Raw genomic sequence first — 20,098 nt, 5'->3', positions numbered from 1 at the left:
GCCTGGAACGGAGAAGATACCTACATTCAGAAAACCGGCATCGTGCAGGATTTCGGCGTGTTTGATACGCCGGACGCCTTCTATTTTTCCCATGAGCAATCCTTTGGATGGCTGCGTGGTGCCCTTTACCGTCATATCATACGCCACTGGATGAATGCGCGCGTTCGTGGTTTCCGCAGCGACCGCCTCAAGACTGACCGACGCGCGACACACGCGCATGAGGAGCCTGCCAATGCTACATGACCACGGGCACGCGCATATCGATCCGGATTCTGGCGATCGGCGGGTTGCCATCGCGATCTGGGCGAACGGGCTTCTTACCGTTGCGCAAATCGTCGGGGGCATATTGTCGGGCAGCCTGGCACTGATCGCCGATGCGCTGCACAACTTTTCCGATATGGCTTCGCTTGTCATTGCCTTCGCCGCACGCAAGATCGCGCGCCGCCCAGCCGATGAGCGCATGACCTTCGGCTATGGTCGGGTCGAAATCGTCGCAGCCCTGGTTAACTACACCACCCTGATTTTGATCGGCTTCTAACTGATCTACGAAGGTGGCATGCGCATGATTGATCCACCCGAAGTCATGGGTTGGACCGTCGTCATTCTCGGTGGAATTGCGCTTGTGGTCGACACGCTGACCGCAATGCTGACCTATTCGATGCAGAAGGGCAGCGTGAACATCCGCGCGCTTTTCCTGCATAACCTGTCGGACGCGCTTGCTTCGGTCGCGGTTATCGTCGCTGGGTCGCTGATCATCCTTTACGACATGCGTTGGGTCGATCCTGCCATCACCATCGGCATCGCCATCTACATCCTGTATCTGTCTTTCACTGAAATAGGCGGCCCAATCCGAACCCTGATGCTCGGGAGCCCGCCGGACATCGACAACGAGGCCGTCGTCGAAGCGATGCGGAAAGTCGAAGGCGTCGCCGACGTCCACCACGTCCATCTCTGGCAAATGCAAGAGCACGAGGCTGCGCTCGACTGCCATGTCGTCGTGGCAGCCGAGGGGTGGTCGAAGATTGAAGAGATCAAGAGCGCGATCAAGAAGCGGCTGAAGGGAGAATTCGGCATCAGCCATTCCAGCCTCGAATTCGAGCACGAGGATCGCGCTCATCAGAACGCCGATCTCTATGGTCACGGTAATTCGAGAGATGGGGAGGAAACTCATACTCACGAAAAAAGCTGACCGAGCATGAGGATATCATTTCCTCATTTGCGACGGCAAGTTGACGTCGACCAACGTCAAGTGGACTGATGAACCTTTGCATGAGCAACTGGCTGCGAAGGGCAGTAGGGAAGGTCTGAGGCGGATACACTACAGGGGTATCACGTCCAAGTTACAGAATGTCACTTGACCTCCCCTTGCTGGAAGGTTGTAGCAGTAACTGTATGACCTGCGTTTTTCGCCTTGTTTTGATTCTCATGCTGACCTTCGGTGCAGTGACTGCGCCGGATATGTCGTCGGCCAGTATGTCAATCACGGCTATGGCGCAGATGGAACCCACCGAAAGCGCGGATGGCCGTTGCGGCGGGTGCGATCCCACCGGATTTGCTGAGGGCACTGCCTGTGAAGGTGGGTGTCCTGTTCCTTGCGCCTCCAGCGGTACTTCTGGCCTCCTTGCCAAGATGCCGTCAGCGCGGCTCACGAGGCCTTTTGGTACTGCCGTCCGGGGTGCCGAACCTCTGATCTCACTCGGCACGAATCCGTCGCTTGATCCATTCCCTCCCAAACTGCCTGTCTGAATCGTCATCGTCTCGCCCGGCGCTACGAGGGTCGTGTCGCGAAGGTGGGTTCGCGCACCATTCTGATCGGTTTCCCAGAAATGGTGGCCATGCAGGTGGATACCGTGCGGAAAAGCAGTGTCGTTCACCATCCGCACCTGCACTGCTTCATCACGTCTTGCCGAAATCAGCGGTTTGTTCGGCAGACCGCTCACGTCGTTGAAGGCCCAGCCCCCGAACCCGCCGTGCGCGCCGTCCCCGGCACCGCCTTGCATGAAGAGATCTGCCGTTTGCGTGATCTCTCCGGGCGCGGGCACGAGGTTCGCGGGGAGGGGAGCTATCGGCGCAGACCGGATTTGTCGCTGACCGTTCAACATAATGCCCCCCAGTTCCTCGCCACCCGAAGGCACGGTTTCTCTTAGGATCACATCACCCGTCACATCTGCGATGATGTCGATGCGCTGCGCCGGTGCGAGTTTTAGATTGCCCAGCGAAACCAGCTCGGGCAGCGGCATCCCGTCATAGGCCACACAAAAGCCCGTCAGCCCGTCGATACGTATCTCGAAAATGCGATCCGGTGTCGGATTGATCAGACGCAACCGGATGTGATCCCCCAGCCGCGCCTGCTCAGACGACAGGAAGGTGGTCATCAAGTTCCCCAGCCTACCTGCTGTTATGAAATCAGCGCGGTCGAATTCCATGTCGAACTGGCCGGTGTCATCAAGCCGAATGTCGAAGAGGATGGCCGTGATGTCCTGATCCACGTCTGGCGGGGCAGGTTCTTCGACGATCAGGGGCCGAACAGTCCGCGGGCGACCTGTTCGTAGGAAAGGTAGTGGGAGTGATACCAGTAGGTTCCGGCATCGGGAACCGGAAACCGGAAACCGGTACTCGTAACCCTCATTCGGGATGATGACATCCTGTGTCAGCACGTTTACGCCGTCCATCGCGTTGGGCAACCGAATGCCATGCCAGTGTACGAGGGTCCCGTCCTCCAGCCCGTTTTCCACCCGCGCCCGCAGAATATCGTTCTGGCGCTGTCTGATTTCGGGGCCGGGACAGGTGCCATTGAATCCAAGCATTGCAATGTCCCGCGACCCGATCCGGGTGAAGGCCGGGCGTCAGGGTGACAGGCACCGAAGCCGCACTCAGGGGCAGGGGGAGCGTGGCTGCGCCAAGCGCAACCATCATCTGAAGACGCTTAAGCATGGGTTTCCGTGTATTCCGTTTCTGGGGCCTGCAACCCACATCCCCCACCGTTGCGGAAGGGCGTCCCGGCGAGATATATTGATACATTGCAGATCGGCGCCCAGGTTTGGCGGAATACCGGAGAGCACCTAACGTATCTGCAGGTCCTGAATGGCCGCAAGGATCTTTCCGTCGGTATCATCGCTGTCGGCTGTCACCGCAAGACCGACCAGAACCTTTGGCATGTCCCCGAACGCACGCACGAAATCGCGATCCAGGTTCACATTCTCGGTGAAGTTGCCGGTTTGTGCCGTTTGCAGAATTTTCGATTTGAGACCCGTCGAGTAGGGGCTGTTCAGCAATGCGCCTTTCGCATGATTGCCACCCCAGACATAAACCAGCGCCCGCGTATTGGGATCACGCAGCAATTTGCGCGCCGTTGTTCGGCCAAGCGTGCTTGCGGTCTGCGGATCGACGAATATGAAGTACAAAGCAAGATTGCGATCATCGCCGCCGCGCCGTGTGAGGTCGGTTCCCTTAACACCCTGCGTGACGGACCATTCCCACATTGCTGCCTTTGCGGTGCCAAGGGCTGCGCTGACCGGACGCCAGAGAACCGAAACCGTGCCATCGGAAATCACGTCCAGCCGCCGACCTTGCAGGCCGTACTCGTTCGAAAAGAGCCGCAAGAGGCCCTGTTCTTTCCAGCTTCCATCGAATGGAATTGTCTTTCCTTGCGCATAGAGGGGCGGGGCGTTTGCAGCTAATGCAACAAAAGCGATGAAAAGTGTCGCTGCGAGGGACCGTATAAACATCTGAACTCCTTTTGCGATGCCGCTGGTCCTGCTTTGATCCCGGTTATCACCATTATGTGCCGTCATGATCCGTTGAATTGTGCCGGGCGCGCGCAACTTCAATGAACATATCCGTGATCATAGATGTGGTTGCGCAATGGTCGTTGCAGGACGCGGGAGCGAATTCAGATCATGGAGCGCGACCTTGATCGGCTGATTTCCCGCGACGGACGGATCCAGTAGGCGGCGGAGCTTCCAACCGTTACAAACAAGTACAAAACTCATGGGATACAAGCGCCTGAACACATGGACGCGGGTGCCGATGTGCGTCATCTCTGGTTCAACGGAACCGACTCCCGCACGCAAGGATGGCATATTCACCACAGCGCTTTGGGCTGGGGACAACAGGGTTGAACGCGCCAACGTCCGTTGCGGGAAACAAAATGTGGCCTTGTGTGAAACAGGCAAAGGTAACAAAGAATGCTGACTTCGATTATCCAATTTCCTGACATCGGAACAGAGATTTTTGCCGTTGATATCGGATCGTTCCGCTTTGCCCTGCGTTGGTATGCGCTGGCCTATATTGTTGGCCTCCTTATCGGCTGGCGCATCTGTGTCGCATTGGTCCGCTCTTCGTCAGTCTGGGGGGCCGGGGCGCCGCCGCTGCAACCCAAGCAACTGGAAGACCTGCTGACATGGATCATTCTGGGCGTGATCGTGGGGGGCAGGCTGGGGTTCGTGCTTTTCTATCAACCTCAGTACTATTTTCAGAACCCCGTCGAAATCTTCATGGTCTGGCAGGGTGGTATGTCATTTCATGGCGGCTTTTTCGGCGTGGTCGTGGCCACCTTGCTTTTTTGCTATCGCAACGGCGCACCCGTTCTATCAACGGCGGATCTGCTCGCTGTTGCAACACCACCGGGTCTTTTCCTCGGTCGGCTGGCCAACTTCACCAATAACGAGCTTTGGGGCCGTCCGACCGATGTGCCCTGGGCGGTGGCATTCCCCGGCGAGGCGGCCCAGTCCTGTGCGGGCGTCGTGGGCCTGTGTGGCCGCCATCCGTCCCAGCTTTATGAGGCTCTTCTGGAGGGTATCCTGCTTGGCTCGGTCCTGATCTTTCTGGCCTGGAAACGCGGTTGGCTGCGCTTTCCCGGAAGCCTTACTGGCCTGTTCCTGGCGGGATACGGAAGCGCAAGGTTCCTTGTCGAGTTCTTCCGGCAGCCTGATATGCAGTTCGTCACGCAGGACAACCCGATTGGACATGCGGTTCATTGGGCGGGCTATGGGCTGACAATGGGCCAACTGCTGTCGTTGCCGATGATTATCCTTGGCGCGGCCCTGATCGTATGGTCCCGCAGGCGTGTGACGGTTAATTCTGCGGATCTGGTGTCGACATCAGATTCTTTGTGAATATCCGAGCGTAGTGTTGGCGAAGTGACCATTGCGGCCTGGGTCCGCATATGAGCCTTGGGCGCGTGCTCAATGATGCGGCTTGCGTCCTTTCGCAATCATCAGATGGTGCTCTTGATGATGTACACCGATTGTCATCAGACCAAAGAAACCAAGGCCCTGTATTTGTTCACCATCGCCACCCACGATCAGTGCGACACCATCCTCCATTTCTTCTGACGCAACACTCCAGCCTGTTTCACCGGCAAGGAACGGTGCATGGGCGGGAACCATTGTGTTGATGGCCGACAGGACACGCGGGCTGCCACGCACTTCGAACCGTGCCCCGTCGGGCCGCAGAATGCGGGTGACCTCTGCCTTTCGTGTCAAAAGGTCCATATCGACCAGATGGTCCCTCAGTTTGTCGATATTGACGGCGCCCCAATCGGTTTCGGGATCGGCCTGGAGCAGCACAACTATTTCGGCCAATGCGGCGAAGGCGGACTGGCCGGTTTCCTGGGGCGTCGGACGCGTGACCCATGGATGAATGCATTTGTTGCGGCGTAACGGGTGTCGCAAGCAAGACAGCGAAGAGAACGGGTATCAGTCGCATGGACCAGCCTTTCCTGAGTGTATTCGGATTCAGCCTAGTACCTGATCGGACCCTGAAATATGATTTGGATCATATGATGCCTGAACCCTATAATCTCATACCGCCCTCCGCCTTGCGTCCGCTGACGAGGGCCGCAGGGGATACGGTCTTTCGTCAGGGCGCGCGGACCTGCGGCCTTTATGTTGTTAAGTGCGGGCGCGTTCATCTTGAGCGTGTCGGCCCGGATGGCGAACGATTTATCATCTACCGTGCCGAGCCCGGGATGAGCCTTGCCGAAGCATCGGTGTTTTCGGATAGATACCACTGCGATGCGGTCGTGGCGGAGGCTGGGGCGTTTGTACAGATCGACAAAGCGGCGGTCTTGTCTGCCTTTGCAGATCCGGATTTTGCACGCGCCTATGCGCGGCAAGCGGCACAGCAGATACAAGCGCAACGTCAGGCGCTTGAGATCGTAGGCATCCGCCGCGCAGAAGAACGGGTCTATGCCGGTATGGTGGCGGGCCTGCTTGAAAGCTCCGTTGTCGATTTTGCCAGCGCGCTGCACCTTTCGCACGAGGCCACCTATCGGGCCTTGCGAAAGCTTGTGAATGATGGCCGGATCGCAAATCCGACCCGGGGAACGTATCATTTGCGCCCCTGAATGGATCAGCCGGACCATGCCCGGTTCGAGATAACAAAAGGTGCGGTAGCAAAGCTTGGCGGGTATTTCGCTTGCCCGATAACAATGAGAATTGCTGCCCGCGACGATGACCTGTTTTCAAAGATCGCCGTTATGCCCTGTCTTACTGCTCGCCGCTGAAAGGTCGATTGCCTCAGCGCCGCTTTCGTCGAAGCACCGTGTTTCGATCTGCAGGGTTGCGAAAAAGAACCCGAAGTCCTTACGCAGCATGTCGTAGGCGGTTTGCAGGACCTCTTCTTGATCTGTGACACGCAGATGCGCGGAGAAGACATGCTTGCCACTTGTCAGCGCCCAGGCATGAATATGGTGAACATCGGAAACCTCGTGCAGTTCTTCAAGGGTACGTTTGATTTCAGGCAGACTCACTTCGGGAGGCGTGCCTTCCATCAAAAGATGCGCCGCTTCTTTCAGCAATCCCCAGCTCGCCCATAGCAGGACAAACCCGAACGCCATGCCAAGCAGCGGGTCGATCAGCAGAAACCCGGTGAATTCGATTGCGAGGGCGGTCACGATGATCAACAGACTGCCAACAAAGGTCTGGATGATATGCCAGAACGCTCCCTTCGTGTTCAGATCTTCCTTGCTTTGCTTCCAGATCAGCGCAAGCGAAATGAACTCCGTAAAGAGCCCCCCGGCAGCCGCAATCAGCATCGGACCCGTTGGAAGATCAATTGGCGCAGACATGCGCATGGCAGCCATCGCGATGACAACAACCGCCATGGCCAGCAAGAAGCCGCCATTCACAAGGGCGCCGATGATTTCGGCGCGCGCCCAGCCAAAGCTCCGCTCTTCATCCGCCGGACGCAATGCCATACGCGCCGCGACAATGGCGACCAGCACACCGCCCACGGCCGAAAAGGTATGGAACGCGTCGGAGATGACCGCGATTGACCCTGTCCATAGGCCAATCGCCAGTTCAATCACAAAATAGATGCCGGTCAACTAGGCTGATATCGCCAGCCCCTTGCCGCCGGACGGCATATGCCCCTGATGTCCGCCTGCCATCATCTATCTCCTTAGTTTGCGACTAAAGCCGTACCCGTCGCAGCCGCAGTGCATTGCTAATGACGGAGACCGAAGACAGGCTCATCGCGGCGGCGGCGATCATCGGCGACAGAAGAAGGCCGAAAAACGGGTAGAGAATACCAGCCGCGATGGGCACACCTGCGGTATTGTAGGCGAAGGCAAAAAACAGGTTCTGCTTGATGTTTCGCACCGTTGCCTTTGCCAATCGGCGCGCACGCACGATGCCGACAAGATCACCACCCAGAAGGGTGATGCCTGCGCTTTCCACGGCAACGTCGGCACCGGTGCCCATCGCAATGCCCACATCAGCCGCCGCCAGGGCAGGGGCATCGTTCACGCCGTCTCCTGCCATGGCGATCCGGGCCCCTTCTTGTCTGAGGGAGTCCACCAATGCCTTCTTGTCTTCGGGCAAGACGCCTGCGTGGACTTCATCAATACCCAGCTTTGCGGCGACGGCTTCGGCGGTTTTCTGATTGTCACCGGTTGCCATTATGACCCTGAGACCGAGGCGATGAAGGTCATCGATGGCGTCTGCCGTGGACTCCTTGATGGGATCGGCAACAGCGACAATGCCGGCAAAAGTGCCATCTATCGCCACAAGCATTGCTGTCTTTCCAGATTCACGAAGGTCGTCCGCAGCAAATTCCGCAATCGAAGCGTCAACGTTGATCTCTGCCATCATGGCGGGATTCCCAAGTGCCACGACCTGGCCATCGACCATGCCTTTCACGCCCTTGCCAGTCACGGCTTCGAATTCCGTTGCGTTCGGAAGCGTCAGCCCCCGTGCCAGCGCACCCTCGACTATTGCTTCGGCCAGCGGATGTTCGGAGCCCCGTTCGAGGGCCGCAGCCATTGTCAGCAGGTCATTTTCAGCCTTGTCCCCCGTGGGCACCACGTCTGTCAGCTTGGGGCGCCCTTCGGTGAGTGTTCCGGTCTTGTCAACGATGACGGTATCGACACGCGCCATGCGTTCCAGTGCTTCGGCGTCTTTGATCAGAACGCCAGCCTGTGCCCCGCGGCCCGCCGCCGTTGTGATCGAAATGGGCGTCGCAAGGCCCAAGGCACAGGGGCAAGCAATGATAAGAACGGATACGGCTGCAGTAACAGCGAAGGCGAGCGCGGGATCGGGCCCTAAGAACAGCCAGACAACGAAGGATATGATCGCAATGACGACAACCGTCGGAACAAAGACGGACGATACCCGGTCCGCCAGACCCTGAATCGGCGCGCGCGACCGCTTTGCACCTGCCACCATGTCCACGATCTGGGACAGGACCGTGTCCGCACCGACCTGTGTGGCCCGGATCGCCAATGTGCCGTTCTTGTTGATCGTGCCGCCTGTGACCCGGTCGCCTTGTGTTTTCTCGACCGGCAACGGCTCTCCGGTGATCATACTTTCGTCGATAGATGAATGCCCTTCGAGGACCTCGGCATCGACGGGTATGCTGTCGCCGGGGCGTACCCGCAACCTGTCACCCTCAACAATGTGTTCGAGAGGTGCGTCATATTCCGTCCCGTCCGGCAGGATCCGCCGCGCCGTTTTTGGTGCGAGATCGAGCAATGCACGGATGGCATCACCCGTCCGTTCGCGGGCGCGCAACTCGAGCACCTGACCGACAAAGATCAGCGCAACGATCACAACCGCAGCTTCGTAATATGTCCCGACGCTTTGGCCGTTTCGATACGCTTCGGGGAAAATGCCGGGCAGGAATGTTGCGGCAAGCGAATAGATATAGGCAGCCCCGACGCCAAGCGCGATCAGGGTCCACATGTTCGGCGATATATTCCTGATCGATTCCCACCCCCTTTTGAAGAAGGGAAGAGCCGCCCAGAGAATGATCGGGGTTGCGAGGACGAATTCGATGTAGACAGCCGTCTGATGTCCGATCCATTCCCGCACAGGTAGGCCGACCAGTTCACCCATCGTCAGGATAACCAGCGGAACGGCGGCTGCCGCGCTGATCCACATGCGTGTTGTGAAATCGGACAACTCTTCTGACGGCTCGTCCGATGGAAGCATCGGTTCAAGCGCCATGCCGCAGATCGGACAGGACCCGGGCTCATCCTTCAGGATTTGCGGATGCATCGGGCAGGTCCATTGCGTACCGGCCTCGCCATGTGCTGGTGTCTTTTGGGCGTTTCCCGACGCATAGTAAAATGGGTCTTTGCCAAACTTGGTTTCGCAGTTTTCCGAGCAGAAATGAAAGACCTCTCCATCATACTCGGCACTGCGCGTGTCTTCGTCTATCTCGACGGTCATGCCGCACACCGGGTCGGTCGCTGTATCTGGGTCTGATGCGGTCGAGGTGCGCGTCATGTCGTGATGATGTTCTTGGTCCGTGGCCATCTTCTAATTCCCGTTTTCAAGACAATTGAACACATAACCCTTCCAGTTACTGGAGGGTCAAGACTCTTCCGACAACGCTGCGTATGAATTTTATGGGCCTTCGCGATGCGCGAAGCTCCTGTCAGCCCAGGGTCAGTATCATGTCTTCCGAAACGGACATCGTGGGAATATGCAGGTTCTCCGGTGCCGGACCCTTTCGAATGCGTCCTGCTGTATCATAATGGGAGCCATGACAGGGACAGAACCAACCACCAAAATCGCCGGCTCCGTCACCAAGTGGTACACATCCCAGATGCGTGCAAACGCCTATCATGACCAAGAAATTCTCATTTCCCGCCACTGCCCTGTTTGCATCGGTGGCCAGGTCATCTCCGGATATGTTGGGATTTCTGGCGACGGTATCAGGAAGGGAAAGCACATCTTCCGAACGGGCCTGCGCGATTTCCGCGTCGGTCCTGTGCCGGATGAACACCGGCTTGCCGAGAAAACTGACAGTCAATTGCGTTCCGGGTTCCACACCGGAGATATCGACGCGGATCTGGGACAGCGCGCGGACATCGGCGGATGGGTTCATCTGATTGAGCAATGGCCAGACCGCAGCCCCTACGGCAACCGCGCCCGTTCCGGCGGTGGCGTAGTACAGGAAATCCCGGCGGAGTTGTGGTGTTTGTGTATCCATAGCGATTCACGGTCGCAGCTTCCTGTGGGGGAAGGTCAATGGTAAAGTAGGCAATCACGGTTTTCATTTTTGCTGACATACTCAGACTTAGGAAGCGTTGGTTGACCGATTTGTTCGCCAGAGCGCTGCGACCAGCAACGGTGCGGCAGTCATCAATCCAAGACCGATGATGATCCACTCAGCAGTGCCGAAATCTCCCGACATGGCCTCTGCTCCGAAATGCGCGAGCAGGAAACTGGCTGGAAGAATGCCTGCCAGAGTTGCGATCAGGAACCGCCAAAGGCGCAGGCGGCTGAGACCGGCAGCGTAGCTCATTGCGTCAAACGAGATGAAGGGCAAGAGGCGAGACGCGAACACCGTCAACATCAACAGATTTTGAGAGCCCAATAACCCGAAACCGGCCTTATCCCCAAGCCAGCGCTCAACGTGGTCGCGCCCGATATAGCGGGCGATGATGAATGCCACGAGTGCACCCAGTTCCGACCCGATGGCGACATAGACAGCTCCGGCAACATGACCATACGCCGCGCCTGCCACCAGTGCGACCGGTGCACTTGGAATGGGGCTTGCCACGATCGAAACCATCATGAGCACGATGATGAGCAACGGTCCCAAAGCGCCGGCCCGCTCTATCCAGACCTCGATAGTCTCGCGGGCTATCGCCGGGCCATATCCCATTGCCCATATGGCTATCAAAAGTACGCCAAGCGCAACCACCAACCATAGCCCAACCCGATGCAGGCGCGGTTTGCTAAGCGGCATGGAGCACCAAAAGAAAGAGAGCTGCGAAGACAATTGGCCTTTGCTCGGGCAAGATGAAATGCATAGGCGCAGAGATGACGATCAACAGCCCGCCGGCGAGGGTCAGCCGCTTGATGTGCAATTCGGTTTTCATCTCAAACCTCTATCGAGGAATAGGATTCCCCTAAAGGTTCCTGTCAGCGGAGGGTAAAGGGATTTCTGCGCTAAGCAACACTGAATTGCCCCATCATGCCGCCGTCTTCGTGTTCCAGAATGTGGCAGTGATACATGTAGGGCGCAGCCGCTGAGGCAGGTTTTTCGAATTTCATCGCAAGCTCCACTTCACCATCCACCAGTACCGTATCCTTCCAACCCCTGTTCTCTGCACGCGGTGCCGTACCGTTTTCCGACAGGACCTGAAACCGGACGCCGTGAACATGGAACGGGTGCATCATCATGGCCCCACGCACAATCCAACGCTCGATGCTGTTGAGTTTGGTGGAAAAATTGAGCGTTCCCGAATCGTATGACGCGCCGTTGATCGAAAATCGGTTACCGGACCGCGAGAACATCATCCCCATGCCCATCGACATATCCAGTGACAGACGTCGGACTGGCGCGTCCTTGACCGCAAGATCAGGCAACTGCCCGTCCAGAGAGCCGGGCAGGGCGTCGATGCGAACCGGAAGGGTTGTGTCGACAGCGAAAGGCAGCACGGTGAATGGACTGCCGGAACCGCCGCCGCCCATCATTCCGCCCATGGCCGAATTAATGATATCGTCGGACTTCAAAACACTGTCCCGCCCGCTTGTGAAATCCACAAGCACTTCTGCGCGCTCTCCTGGTGCAAGGGTCAGGCGGTTCAGCGCAATCGGTCGATCCAGAAATCCGGCATCTGTCGCGATGAGATGAAGCGACCGGCTGTCAGACATGGACAGGCGGTAAACCCGCGCATTCGAGCCGTTGACGACACGGCACCGCACGATCCCCTTCGGAACCGCTGCCGACGCGCCGATTTGACCGTTCACAACCATTGTGTCGCCCTGAAACCCGTTCATGGACTGGTGCATGCCGGGATCGTATTTCAGGCGTCCGCGCCAGTTGAACTGACGGTCCTGCAATACAAGGGTCAGATCATCGACCCCGTAGGCGGATGGCAATCCACGGGCGTCATCCGCGTCATCCGTCACCTGCAGAACACCCGCCAGCCCCAGCATGACCTGCCGTGCCGTCGCGCCGTGAATGTGGCTGTGATACCAGGCCGTTGCCGGGGGCTGGTCAAGGTCCAGCACCGGCTTCCAGGTGTCTCCCGGTGCGATGGCCTGATGTGGTCCGCCATCGAACTCACCGGCAACAACCAACCCGTGCCAATGCGCCGACATCGGCTCGCCAAGCGTGTTGTGCACCTCTGCCCGTGTCTCGACCCCGGCCTGCACCCGGATCGTCGGGCCAAGGTATCCCTGGTTGTAGCCGAACGTTTCGCTGGCGGCACCGTCGTCAAAACGGGTCTCGCCCGTGCGGGCTTCCAGCTGAAAAAGCCGGGATGTCGTCGCATCGAGAAGGGGAGGATACGCGAGCCTCTTGTCCGATGCCGCGAATGCAGCCGATGGCAGGGCAAATGCAGCCCCAAAGCCTGCGGCATGGCCCAACAGTTCTCGACGGTTCAACAGTTTCACTTCAACTCAATTCCTCTGGCAGCGCCGCCAGAGCCATATCGACACTGACGACCGGATAACCGCCCGCGATCCAGCCCGGTCCGGCGGCAGAACCGAGCATGCCTTCGGATACGTCAAGAAAGCCGCTGTAGCCAGCCTGCCGAAGACTTCGCATGACGCGGCCAGACCGCCCGCCTGTCGCACAGATGAGCGCGACAGGCCGCCCTTCGGCCCGTTCCCGGGCGGCAAAAAGCCGCTCGGCGAAACGGTCCTCATGCAGGCTGATGGGCCAGGTACCGTCGGCAACGCCGGTGTCGGTCCATTCCGGTCGCGACCGAACGTCGATCATCCGGATCAGGTCCTGTTGCAGCGCATCTGCTGCCATGTCCGCCGACCAGACCTCGGCGGTCTGGGCGACAGCCGAGAAAGGTGCAACGGAACTGGCCAACATCGCAAGGCTTGCGCCGCGGCGCGTCAGAAAGAAGGCCATAATTTGCCCCCATCAAGCTGAGTGCCGCAGGCTTGACCCTTATTCGCTGTCATGATGACCTTCCATGTCCGTTCCGGTGGAAGTACCGTTCATTTTGCTCATCCGTGTACCGGCATCTTCCATCTCGTCCTGAGAGATCTGGCCGTTACCGTCCGCATCGAGATGCTGAAAGCGATCTACCATGCGCGCGCGCATTGCGTCCATATGCAAGGCTTCGAACTCGTCAAGTGTCAACGCTCCATCGGAATTCGCATCGAACTCCCGCATTTTTTCGGACATCTGCGCGGCCATTTCATGAGGCTGTCCACCGGACATCATTGTCGACATCATGTCCCGATCCATCATTCCCATCATGTTGCCCTGGCCACCCATCATAGCGGCATGCATCTTCATCATTTTTCGCATCATCGGCATCATGTCCCCGCCCATCATGCCCATCTGATTGTCGCCATCGCCCATCGCCATGCCGGACATATTCCCGCTGTCAGGCTTGCTGTCGGCAGCCCCGTCGGATTCCGCAAATGCTGTTTGCGCCATGCCAACCGCGATCACCACGCCAAGCGCAATAATTTCTTGTTTTTTCATTTCTCATTCCTTTCAGACTTACCCTAGATACATTGGCGTTATAGCGCTTTGATTAAAGGCCGAGCGCGGGCCGTTTTGTAATCATTTGTCACAGCATCCTGTTACAAACGGTGACAAAGCAACCACTCACAGTTCGCCGGACGATTTGCTAGACAGACGTCGATCCAGTGAATTCATTGAAGAGGCTGATGATCCTTTGACACCTGAAATCGGTCATTTCGCGCTGGCACTGGCCTTGGCCATGGCGCTTGTTCAAAGTGTGCTGCCCATCCTCGGTGCGGGGCGCGGAAACATCCTGTGGATGCAGTCTGCCAGATGGTCCTCGTTCGGTCAGGTTTTCTTTGTCGGCATCGCGTTTCTGGCGCTGATGCAAGCCTTCGTCACAAGCGACTTCACGGTCAAGAACGTGGTGGAGAATTCCAATTCACTCAAACCGATGCTGTTCAAGGTGGCAGGCACCTGGGGCAGTCACGAAGGATCCCTGTTGCTGTGGACCCTTATCCTGACGGTGTTTGGTGCGGCGGTCGCCCTCTTCGGATCGAACATTCCTCTGTCGCTGAAGGCAAGAACGCTGTCGGTGCAGGCCTGGATCAGTGTCGGTTTCCTGACTTTCATGCTGCTGACGTCCAATCCCTTCGACCGCGTTTTCCCTCCGGCAGACGACGGTCAGGACCTCAACCCATTATTGCAGGATGTCGGTCTCGCCATGCACCCGCCGCTTCTCTACTTCGGGTATGTCGGGTTCTCGATTGTCTTTTCGTTCGCGGTTGCCGCCCTGATCGAAGGGCGGGTGGACGCGGCCTGGGCACGGTGGGTACGTCCGTGGACGCTGGCTGCCTGGATGAGCCTGACCGCAGGCATCGCGCTGGGATCCTGGTGGGCCTATTATGAGCTTGGCTGGGGCGGCTGGTGGTTCTGGGATCCCGTTGAGAACGTCAGTTTCATGCCATGGCTGATGGGCACGGCACTGCTGCATTCCGCAATCGTGACGGAGAAACGGGATGCGTTCAAAAGCTGGACAATCCTTCTGGCGATCCTGACTTTTTCCCTATCGCTCTTGGGCACGTTCATTGTCCGATCGGGCCTGCTGACCTCTGTGCATGCATTCGCGGTCGACCCGGAAAGGGGACTTTATATCCTTGGATTGCTGGCCGTTTCGATCGGCGGTTCCCTTGCTCTGTTTGCCTGGCGCGCGCCGACAATGGAGCCCGGCGGCCTGTTTAAGCCGATCAGCCGGGAAGCGGGGCTATTGGTGAACAACCTGCTGCTGGCCACGGCCACCGGCATTGTGCTGTTCGGCACCTTGTACCCGCTCTTCTACGAAGCCGCGACGGGCGGTGAAAAACTGTCGGTGGGGCCGCCCTTCTTCAATGCGTCCTTTATTCCCGTGATGCTGCCGCTCGTCTTTGCGATGGGGCTGGGGCCTTACCTGTCCTGGAAACGTGCCGATCTGGCGGGCGTTCTGCAGCGGTTGCGTTTCGTGGTCGTTCTGGCCGTGCTCGCGACATTGGTGACCTGGTATCTCGCCGAGGGCGGTCCGGTGTTGGGGTATCTGTCGCTGATGCTTGCATTCTGGCTGTTTTTCTCAACCCTGCGGGAATGGGCGATGCGCATAAAGCTGTTTGAGGCACCGTTCCCGGAATCGGTGCGCCGTGCACGCAACCTGCCCAGATCCTCTCATGGGATGACACTGGCTCATGCGGGGCTCGCGATGGCGATGTTCGGATTTATCGGCTCGACGGTCTGGAAATCCGAGGAAATCATCTTTGTCCGGCCCGGTACAGAGGTCAGCATTGGTGGGTTCGATGTCACCTTTGAGGGGGCCGAACGTGTGCGTGGGCCAAATTACTTCGCGGATCGTGGCACGCTTCGTGTGGCCCGGGAGGGGAACTATGTCACCGATCTCTTCCCGGAGCGGCGTACCTATCCGGTCGCGCAAACCACCACCACAGAGAGCGCCATCAGATCGACAATGGCCGGTGATCTCTATGCGTCCATCGCAAATCCGGCCGCCGAGGACGAGAGCACGCAAGGGGCTTGGACCCTGCGCATCCTGTATGAACCTCTGGTCAACTTTATCTGGATCGGATCGGCGATGCTTGTGCTTGGTGGGGGTCTTTCGCTGTCTGACCGGCGGTTGCGCGTCGGGGCACCCCGTCGCAAGGCGACAGCGCCCGCAGCACTTCCTGCGGAGTAGGCATGGGACGTATACTGGCATTCATTCCGCTGGCAATCGCGGCCATTTTCGGGGGGTTTTTTCTGTGGGGCTTGAACCCGGACCGGGACCCGAACAACATTCCTTCGGTTCTGATCTCGCAGCCGGCACCCGAATTCGATCTGGCCGCTGTCGACGGGTTGGAGACGCCAGGGCTTTCCCGCGCCGATCTGGTCGGGAACCCGCGACCGGTCATCGTGAACGTGTTTGCCTCGTGGTGCGTGCCCTGCCGGGCCGAACACGGGGTTCTGACCCAGATGGTCGAAAAGGACGGGCTGACGTTGTTCGGGATCAATTACAAGGACAAGCCGGAGGATGCGACTAAATGGCTTGCTGAGCTTGGCAATCCCTACGAAAGGATCGGGTCTGATCTGAGCGGCAGAGTGGGGATTGAATGGGGCCTTTCGGGCGTACCTGAAACATTCATTGTCGGCTCTGACGGGACGGTGTTGTTCAGATATGTCGGCCCCGTCGTGGGCGAAACGGCGATTTCCACATTCAGGGAAGCATTGATCCAGGCTGGCGCGTTAGCAAGGGGCCAGAACGGATGAGGTATATCGCATTTGCTTTCCTCCTGCTGCTTCCGGTGACGGCCTTGGCGGTCGAGCCAGACGAGATGTTGCAGGATCCTGTACTGGAGCAACGCGCCCGTGAAATATCACGGGAACTGCGCTGCGTTGTCTGCCAGAATCAGGACATCGACAGCTCCAACGCCGGGGTTGCGCGGGACCTGCGCATACTGGTGCGCGAAAGGCTTGTTGCCGGTGACAGCGACAAGGAGGTCATCGCGTACATCCACGCCCGGTATGGCGATTATGTCCTGATGCGCCCGCCCCTGAATCGCGCCACTCTCGCGCTCTGGATGGCGCCCTTCGTGTTTGCGCTTGTTTCGCTGCTTGTCGGCTGGACCGTCATTTCGAGAAGCCGGCGCAGGGCTGCCGCAACGGGATTTTCCGATGACGAAAAAGCGGAAATTGCGCGTTTCATTGAAGAGAACGCTTCAAAGGACGGTTCATGATCTGGTTGGTTTTCGCCCTGTTATCCGTTGTAGGTCTGCTTTTCATGGGCCTGCCGCTGCGCCATCGGTCGTCGCGGACACCCGTCCCGGCTGACGCCACGGATGCGGTCCTCATGGATCAGTTGGATGAGGTTCGGCGGGATCTTGAGCGCGGTGTCATTTCCGACACCGAGGCCACGGCGGCGGAGCAGGAGATCAAGAGACGGATCCTCGTGCAGTCGCGCCGGTCCGTTCTGTCAGATGGGAAACCGGCGGCAGGGGGCCGCTTGATGGTCGTTCTGAGCGCAGTGTTCGTGCCGGTCTTCGCTTTTGGATATTACTCCGCAATGGGCTCGCCAGAGATCCCAGGTGTCGCCTTTGCCGAACGTGCCACTGAACGGCAGGAAGCGGCGGAAATCGCCGAATTGACAGATCGTCTGTACGTCCGGCTCAGTTCAGACCCCGAAGGCGGGCCTTCGGAAGGCTGGATGCTGCTGGGGCAAACCTATTCGAAAATGGGCCGGTATGCGGATGCAGCCGATGCATATAGAGTTGTCGCACAACGACCGGAGGCCGATTCCGCCGTCTTCTCCATGTTGGCCGAGGTTCTGATCTACGCAGAGCAAGGTGTGGTGACACCTGAAGCGGACACCGCGATTGATCGGGCGTACGAACTGGATCCTTCCAATCCCGGTGCTGCCTTTTTCAAGGCAGTCTCGCTCGAGCAGAAGGGCGATGAGGCTCGGGCTCACGAAACGCTGGTGGCCCGGCTGGACGATGCGGATAGGTTTTTCCCGTGGATGGAAAGCTTTGTTGGCGAAGCCAACCGGATTGGCGCGAAGATCGGCAAGGCTCCGATCTCGCTGGCCGACTATGCCCCGAAGACCAGTGCGTCCGGCCCGACACAGGAAGACATCGAAAACGCGCAGGACATGAGTGTGGAGGAACGACAGGATTTCATCCGCTCGATGGTCGAACGGCTGGCCACGCGGCTGGAAGATGAGCCTGACGATCTTGATGGATGGATGCGGCTTGGCAATGCCTATTCGGTTCTGGGTGATACCGCGCCGGCAATCGCGGCGTTTGAACACGCTGAAATCCTGTTGTCGGAGGTGCCGGGAGATGACCCGCGCCGTCAAGCCGTGCAAAGCGCGTTGGAACGGTTGCGCCCGTAGTGGCGTGGGCGACCGTCGCTGTGCAGGTGAATGTGAGGCAGGATCAAGGTTTGGCGCTTAATCGAAAGCCCATCCGGTCCGGCCGTCGTCACAGACTATTTCGTGGGTAGTACCTTCAGACTGACCGACCAAGCGACATCCTACGGGAAGCATGACGTCGTGTGCCGCATCCCGTGTCACGGAAGGGGGCTCAAGTGGGCAAAGCTTGCCCGAGGCCGACTGGGCACAACCGCCGAGGGCCAGAATACCTGCAATCGGAATTCCGATTGTCAGCCGCGTTCTAGCGGGCGCGTACCAGTTCTCGTTCGGGAGCTTGGCCATCTTCAAATTCTGCATCCACAGTCGCCTCGTTCGCCTGTTCAACTCTTGACCCGTGACACGACTTTCCCATCATCCTGTGCATGACGACATGCGCACCAAGACAAAGTGCGAGCGGCGCAAAAAGGCCGACGTTGCCCCACAGACCCGCGATCGTGCCGCCTGCAATAAAGAATGCGGCGACTGGAAACAACATAACGGCACAACAGGCCATCATACCATACTGCATCAGTTTCGATGAACCGGTGGATTTTTGACTTTGATTGTCAGACATGTAGCTCTCCAGAATATGCTCGTGTTCTTCTGCGACATTCCAGTGAGGCAAGGTCAAGGGTACATTCGGATACAATTTGATCAGATGACAGCCTGCGGGTCGTTGACCAAGTTGGCCCGTCAGGTTGCCAGATCCAACGCATAGGACAGGAATGTGACGAGGGGGATCGGGGTCAGGCTGAACAGCAAGGCCATGCTCATTGTCCTGAACATGGTAGGCTTCGATGCCTCGCCAGAAGGTTCTGTCAGAACCACCAGAAGCGCGATGAAGGTGCCGGGCGCCAGGGCATAGAGATATACGCCCGAGATGTTCCCAAACATGAACGACCGCTCGAGCGTTGGTCCGACCACGCTCAAAGCTGTTGCACGGCTGCCGTTGAACGAGCCGAACAGATCGGCCGACATCACATAGACGGCAATGTGAACCCCAATGAATGCGACACTCCGCAGCAGGCCATCTAAAACCAGGTAAACAATCGGCCGATGCTGGTACTGCTTCAGCGCGACCGATGCGGAAACGAACCCCAAGTAATTCACGAGGAAAACGACCACAAACCCATTGGTAAAGACCTGCCGGAGGAAGCGCGAGAGCGCGGTCCCATTCGTCAGCAGCAGCGTCGCAAAACCAGGCGTTGCGAGGATGTAGACAAGCAGGAACGGCAATATGCTTGCCAAGCTCAGAACGGATACGTTCCAACAAAATCTGCCGAATGGTAAGGTCGGCGAAAAACTTTGTCGGAACGTATCGCGGGCAAACACGTCAGCCGTGGGTTGCGAAGACTTGCGTCGACCCATCCATCAGTACAAGCAGCACATCATAGGGATCACCTTGGGGGCCCATGCCGGGCGAACCCATGGGCATTCCCGGTGCTGTCAGTCCGCGCGCGACAGGTTTTTCGCTCAGCAACCGCCCGATGTCAGCCGCAGGCACGTGACCCTCGACGAAATATCCGCCCACGGACGTAGTGTGACATCCTGCCAGTTCCGGCGCGATGCCGTGTTTCTGCTTCAGAACCTGAAGCGTGTCGTAATCCACGTCCTCGACCGATGCCTTGAAACCGGCAGCGATCATCTCATTTACCCAAGCGCCGCAGCAGCCGCAGGTCGGTGTCTTTGTCACCTGCAACGTGGGTGCGGCGGTTTGCGACAAAGCAGGCCCGGCCAAGGCCAGGCTGAGTGCCGTAAGGCCAAATTCACGTCGGTTCACTT

At 58.2% G+C, this 20,098-nt stretch carries 21 protein-coding genes and 3 pseudogenes; 8 read left to right on the top strand and 16 right to left on the bottom strand.

What is annotated here, in order from left to right; genetic code table 11:
- Positions 1-243 (top strand): annotated as a pseudogene (locus tag ACGYLQ_RS17725) (transglutaminase); the annotation flags it as partial.
- Positions 233-1,189 (top strand): annotated as a pseudogene (locus ACGYLQ_RS17720) (cation diffusion facilitator family transporter). The pseudogenes ACGYLQ_RS17725 and ACGYLQ_RS17720, both read left to right, overlap by 11 nt.
- Before the next feature lie 151 nt (positions 1,190-1,340).
- Here the strand turns inward: ACGYLQ_RS17720 and ACGYLQ_RS17715 are convergent.
- From ACGYLQ_RS17715 to ACGYLQ_RS17700, 4 genes and pseudogenes are all read right to left on the bottom strand, one after another.
- Complete coding sequence (locus ACGYLQ_RS17715) at positions 1,341-2,489, bottom strand: multicopper oxidase domain-containing protein (protein ID WP_346348277.1); 1,149 nt, start codon at positions 2,487-2,489, stop codon at positions 1,341-1,343.
- A 26-nt stretch (positions 2,490-2,515) separates the two neighbouring features.
- Complete coding sequence (locus tag ACGYLQ_RS17710; RefSeq protein WP_233152357.1) at positions 2,516-2,629, bottom strand: multicopper oxidase domain-containing protein; 114 nt, start codon at positions 2,627-2,629, stop codon at positions 2,516-2,518.
- Between the two features lie 52 nt (positions 2,630-2,681).
- Positions 2,682-2,807 (bottom strand): annotated as a pseudogene (locus tag ACGYLQ_RS17705) (multicopper oxidase domain-containing protein); the annotation flags it as partial.
- A gap of 255 nt (positions 2,808-3,062) precedes the next feature.
- Complete coding sequence (locus ACGYLQ_RS17700) at positions 3,063-3,830, bottom strand: DUF3047 domain-containing protein (RefSeq protein ID WP_231886351.1); 768 nt, start codon at positions 3,828-3,830, stop codon at positions 3,063-3,065.
- A gap of 357 nt (positions 3,831-4,187) precedes the next feature.
- Between ACGYLQ_RS17700 and lgt the strand changes: the two genes are divergently transcribed.
- Positions 4,188-5,117, top strand: a complete 930-nt coding sequence (lgt, locus tag ACGYLQ_RS17695; RefSeq protein WP_050672452.1) for a prolipoprotein diacylglyceryl transferase — start codon at positions 4,188-4,190, stop codon at positions 5,115-5,117.
- A 69-nt stretch (positions 5,118-5,186) separates the two neighbouring features.
- Here the strand turns inward: lgt and ACGYLQ_RS17690 are convergent, their stop codons facing one another.
- Positions 5,187-5,570: a hypothetical protein gene (locus ACGYLQ_RS17690; protein WP_009824461.1), complete on the bottom strand. Its 384-nt coding sequence runs from the start codon at positions 5,568-5,570 to the stop codon at positions 5,187-5,189.
- Between the two features lie 137 nt (positions 5,571-5,707).
- Here ACGYLQ_RS17690 and ACGYLQ_RS17685 point away from each other — a divergent pair, with 137 nt between their 5' ends.
- Positions 5,708-6,349, top strand: coding sequence for a Crp/Fnr family transcriptional regulator (locus ACGYLQ_RS17685; RefSeq protein ID WP_108895363.1), 642 nt, complete (start codon positions 5,708-5,710; stop codon positions 6,347-6,349).
- 117 nt (positions 6,350-6,466) lie between these two features.
- Here ACGYLQ_RS17685 and ACGYLQ_RS17680 read toward each other — a convergent pair whose 3' ends face one another.
- From ACGYLQ_RS17680 to ACGYLQ_RS17645, 8 genes are all read right to left on the bottom strand, one after another.
- Positions 6,467-7,330, bottom strand: a complete 864-nt coding sequence (locus tag ACGYLQ_RS17680; RefSeq protein WP_227512169.1) for a cation diffusion facilitator family transporter — start codon at positions 7,328-7,330, stop codon at positions 6,467-6,469.
- Positions 7,331-7,415: 85 nt separating this feature from the next.
- Positions 7,416-9,761, bottom strand: coding sequence for a heavy metal translocating P-type ATPase (locus ACGYLQ_RS17675; protein WP_043847221.1), 2,346 nt, complete (start codon positions 9,759-9,761; stop codon positions 7,416-7,418).
- A gap of 121 nt (positions 9,762-9,882) precedes the next feature.
- Complete coding sequence (gene petA, locus ACGYLQ_RS17670) at positions 9,883-10,440, bottom strand: ubiquinol-cytochrome c reductase iron-sulfur subunit (RefSeq protein WP_009824465.1); 558 nt, start codon at positions 10,438-10,440, stop codon at positions 9,883-9,885.
- Between the two features lie 87 nt (positions 10,441-10,527).
- Entirely contained in the window at positions 10,528-11,202 is a 675-nt protein-coding gene (locus ACGYLQ_RS17665; RefSeq protein ID WP_043847219.1) for a TVP38/TMEM64 family protein, read from the bottom strand.
- The gene (locus ACGYLQ_RS17660; protein WP_009824469.1) at positions 11,192-11,335 is read right to left on the bottom strand and encodes a hypothetical protein; all 144 of its coding nucleotides are present in this window, start codon (positions 11,333-11,335) and stop codon (positions 11,192-11,194) included. Before ACGYLQ_RS17660 ends, ACGYLQ_RS17665 begins: the two co-directional genes overlap by 11 nt.
- A gap of 70 nt (positions 11,336-11,405) precedes the next feature.
- Complete coding sequence (locus ACGYLQ_RS17655; protein ID WP_043847217.1) at positions 11,406-12,857, bottom strand: multicopper oxidase family protein; 1,452 nt, start codon at positions 12,855-12,857, stop codon at positions 11,406-11,408.
- A gap of 1 nt (position 12,858) precedes the next feature.
- The gene (locus ACGYLQ_RS17650; RefSeq protein ID WP_043847215.1) at positions 12,859-13,326 is read right to left on the bottom strand and encodes a rhodanese-like domain-containing protein; all 468 of its coding nucleotides are present in this window, start codon (positions 13,324-13,326) and stop codon (positions 12,859-12,861) included.
- Positions 13,327-13,365: 39 nt separating this feature from the next.
- Positions 13,366-13,911, bottom strand: coding sequence for a calcium-binding protein (locus ACGYLQ_RS17645; protein ID WP_043847211.1), 546 nt, complete (start codon positions 13,909-13,911; stop codon positions 13,366-13,368).
- A 196-nt stretch (positions 13,912-14,107) separates the two neighbouring features.
- On the opposite strand from ACGYLQ_RS17645, the gene ACGYLQ_RS17640 reads away from it, so the two are divergent.
- Genes ACGYLQ_RS17640 through ccmI form a run of 4 tightly spaced genes read left to right on the top strand, consistent with a single transcriptional unit; the run spans position 14,108 to position 18,298 of the window.
- Positions 14,108-16,108 carry a heme lyase CcmF/NrfE family subunit gene (locus ACGYLQ_RS17640; protein ID WP_043847210.1) on the top strand — a complete coding sequence of 667 codons (2,001 nt, stop codon included), beginning with the start codon at positions 14,108-14,110 and terminating at the stop codon, positions 16,106-16,108.
- 2 nt (positions 16,109-16,110) lie between these two features.
- A complete protein-coding gene (locus ACGYLQ_RS17635; protein ID WP_009824474.1) occupies positions 16,111-16,677 on the top strand; it encodes a DsbE family thiol:disulfide interchange protein in 567 nt (188 codons plus the stop codon).
- A complete protein-coding gene (locus tag ACGYLQ_RS17630) occupies positions 16,674-17,144 on the top strand; it encodes a cytochrome c-type biogenesis protein (protein WP_009824475.1) in 471 nt (156 codons plus the stop codon). Before ACGYLQ_RS17635 ends, ACGYLQ_RS17630 begins: the two co-directional genes overlap by 4 nt.
- A gap of 44 nt (positions 17,145-17,188) precedes the next feature.
- A complete protein-coding gene (gene ccmI / locus ACGYLQ_RS17625) occupies positions 17,189-18,298 on the top strand; it encodes a c-type cytochrome biogenesis protein CcmI (protein WP_245897675.1) in 1,110 nt (369 codons plus the stop codon).
- Between the two features lie 280 nt (positions 18,299-18,578).
- Here ccmI and ACGYLQ_RS17620 read toward each other — a convergent pair whose 3' ends face one another.
- From ACGYLQ_RS17620 to ACGYLQ_RS17610, 3 genes are all read right to left on the bottom strand, one after another.
- Positions 18,579-18,890 carry a DUF2933 domain-containing protein gene (locus tag ACGYLQ_RS17620; RefSeq protein WP_037953520.1) on the bottom strand — a complete coding sequence of 104 codons (312 nt, stop codon included), beginning with the start codon at positions 18,888-18,890 and terminating at the stop codon, positions 18,579-18,581.
- Between the two features lie 119 nt (positions 18,891-19,009).
- A complete protein-coding gene (locus ACGYLQ_RS17615) occupies positions 19,010-19,552 on the bottom strand; it encodes a hypothetical protein (protein WP_050672448.1) in 543 nt (180 codons plus the stop codon).
- 97 nt (positions 19,553-19,649) lie between these two features.
- Complete coding sequence (locus tag ACGYLQ_RS17610) at positions 19,650-20,096, bottom strand: DUF411 domain-containing protein (protein WP_043847208.1); 447 nt, start codon at positions 20,094-20,096, stop codon at positions 19,650-19,652.
- Between the last annotated feature and the right edge of the window lie 2 nt (positions 20,097-20,098).

Source organism: Sulfitobacter sp. 1A12779, assembly GCF_043557315.1.
In the GTDB taxonomy this organism is placed as follows: Bacteria; Pseudomonadota; Alphaproteobacteria; order Rhodobacterales; family Rhodobacteraceae; genus Sulfitobacter; species Sulfitobacter faviae.
Note: the sequence above shows the minus strand (reverse complement) of the source record. Positions and strands in the feature narration are given on the sequence as shown.

Excerpts from the sequence above, each read along its gene's own strand:
- ACGYLQ_RS17650 (WP_043847215.1), bottom strand. The coding sequence starts at position 13,326 with ATGGCCTTCTTTCTGACGCGCCGCGGCGCAAGCCTTGCGATGTTGGCC.
- ACGYLQ_RS17675 (WP_043847221.1), bottom strand. The coding sequence starts at position 9,761 with ATGGCCACGGACCAAGAACATCATCACGACATGACGCGCACCTCGACC.
- ACGYLQ_RS17645 (WP_043847211.1), bottom strand. The coding sequence starts at position 13,911 with ATGAAAAAACAAGAAATTATTGCGCTTGGCGTGGTGATCGCGGTTGGC.
- ACGYLQ_RS17635 (WP_009824474.1), top strand. The coding sequence starts at position 16,111 with ATGGGACGTATACTGGCATTCATTCCGCTGGCAATCGCGGCCATTTTC.
- ACGYLQ_RS17660 (WP_009824469.1), bottom strand. The coding sequence starts at position 11,335 with ATGAAAACCGAATTGCACATCAAGCGGCTGACCCTCGCCGGCGGGCTG.
- ACGYLQ_RS17630 (WP_009824475.1), top strand. The coding sequence starts at position 16,674 with ATGAGGTATATCGCATTTGCTTTCCTCCTGCTGCTTCCGGTGACGGCC.
- ACGYLQ_RS17710 (WP_233152357.1), bottom strand. The coding sequence starts at position 2,629 with ATGAGGGTTACGAGTACCGGTTTCCGGTTTCCGGTTCCCGATGCCGGA.
- lgt (WP_050672452.1), top strand. The coding sequence starts at position 4,188 with ATGCTGACTTCGATTATCCAATTTCCTGACATCGGAACAGAGATTTTT.
- ACGYLQ_RS17685 (WP_108895363.1), top strand. The coding sequence starts at position 5,708 with ATGGACCAGCCTTTCCTGAGTGTATTCGGATTCAGCCTAGTACCTGAT.
- petA (WP_009824465.1), bottom strand. The coding sequence starts at position 10,440 with ATGGATACACAAACACCACAACTCCGCCGGGATTTCCTGTACTACGCC.
- ACGYLQ_RS17665 (WP_043847219.1), bottom strand. The coding sequence starts at position 11,202 with ATGCCGCTTAGCAAACCGCGCCTGCATCGGGTTGGGCTATGGTTGGTG.
- ACGYLQ_RS17620 (WP_037953520.1), bottom strand. The coding sequence starts at position 18,890 with ATGTCTGACAATCAAAGTCAAAAATCCACCGGTTCATCGAAACTGATG.
- ccmI (WP_245897675.1), top strand. The coding sequence starts at position 17,189 with ATGGGCCTGCCGCTGCGCCATCGGTCGTCGCGGACACCCGTCCCGGCT.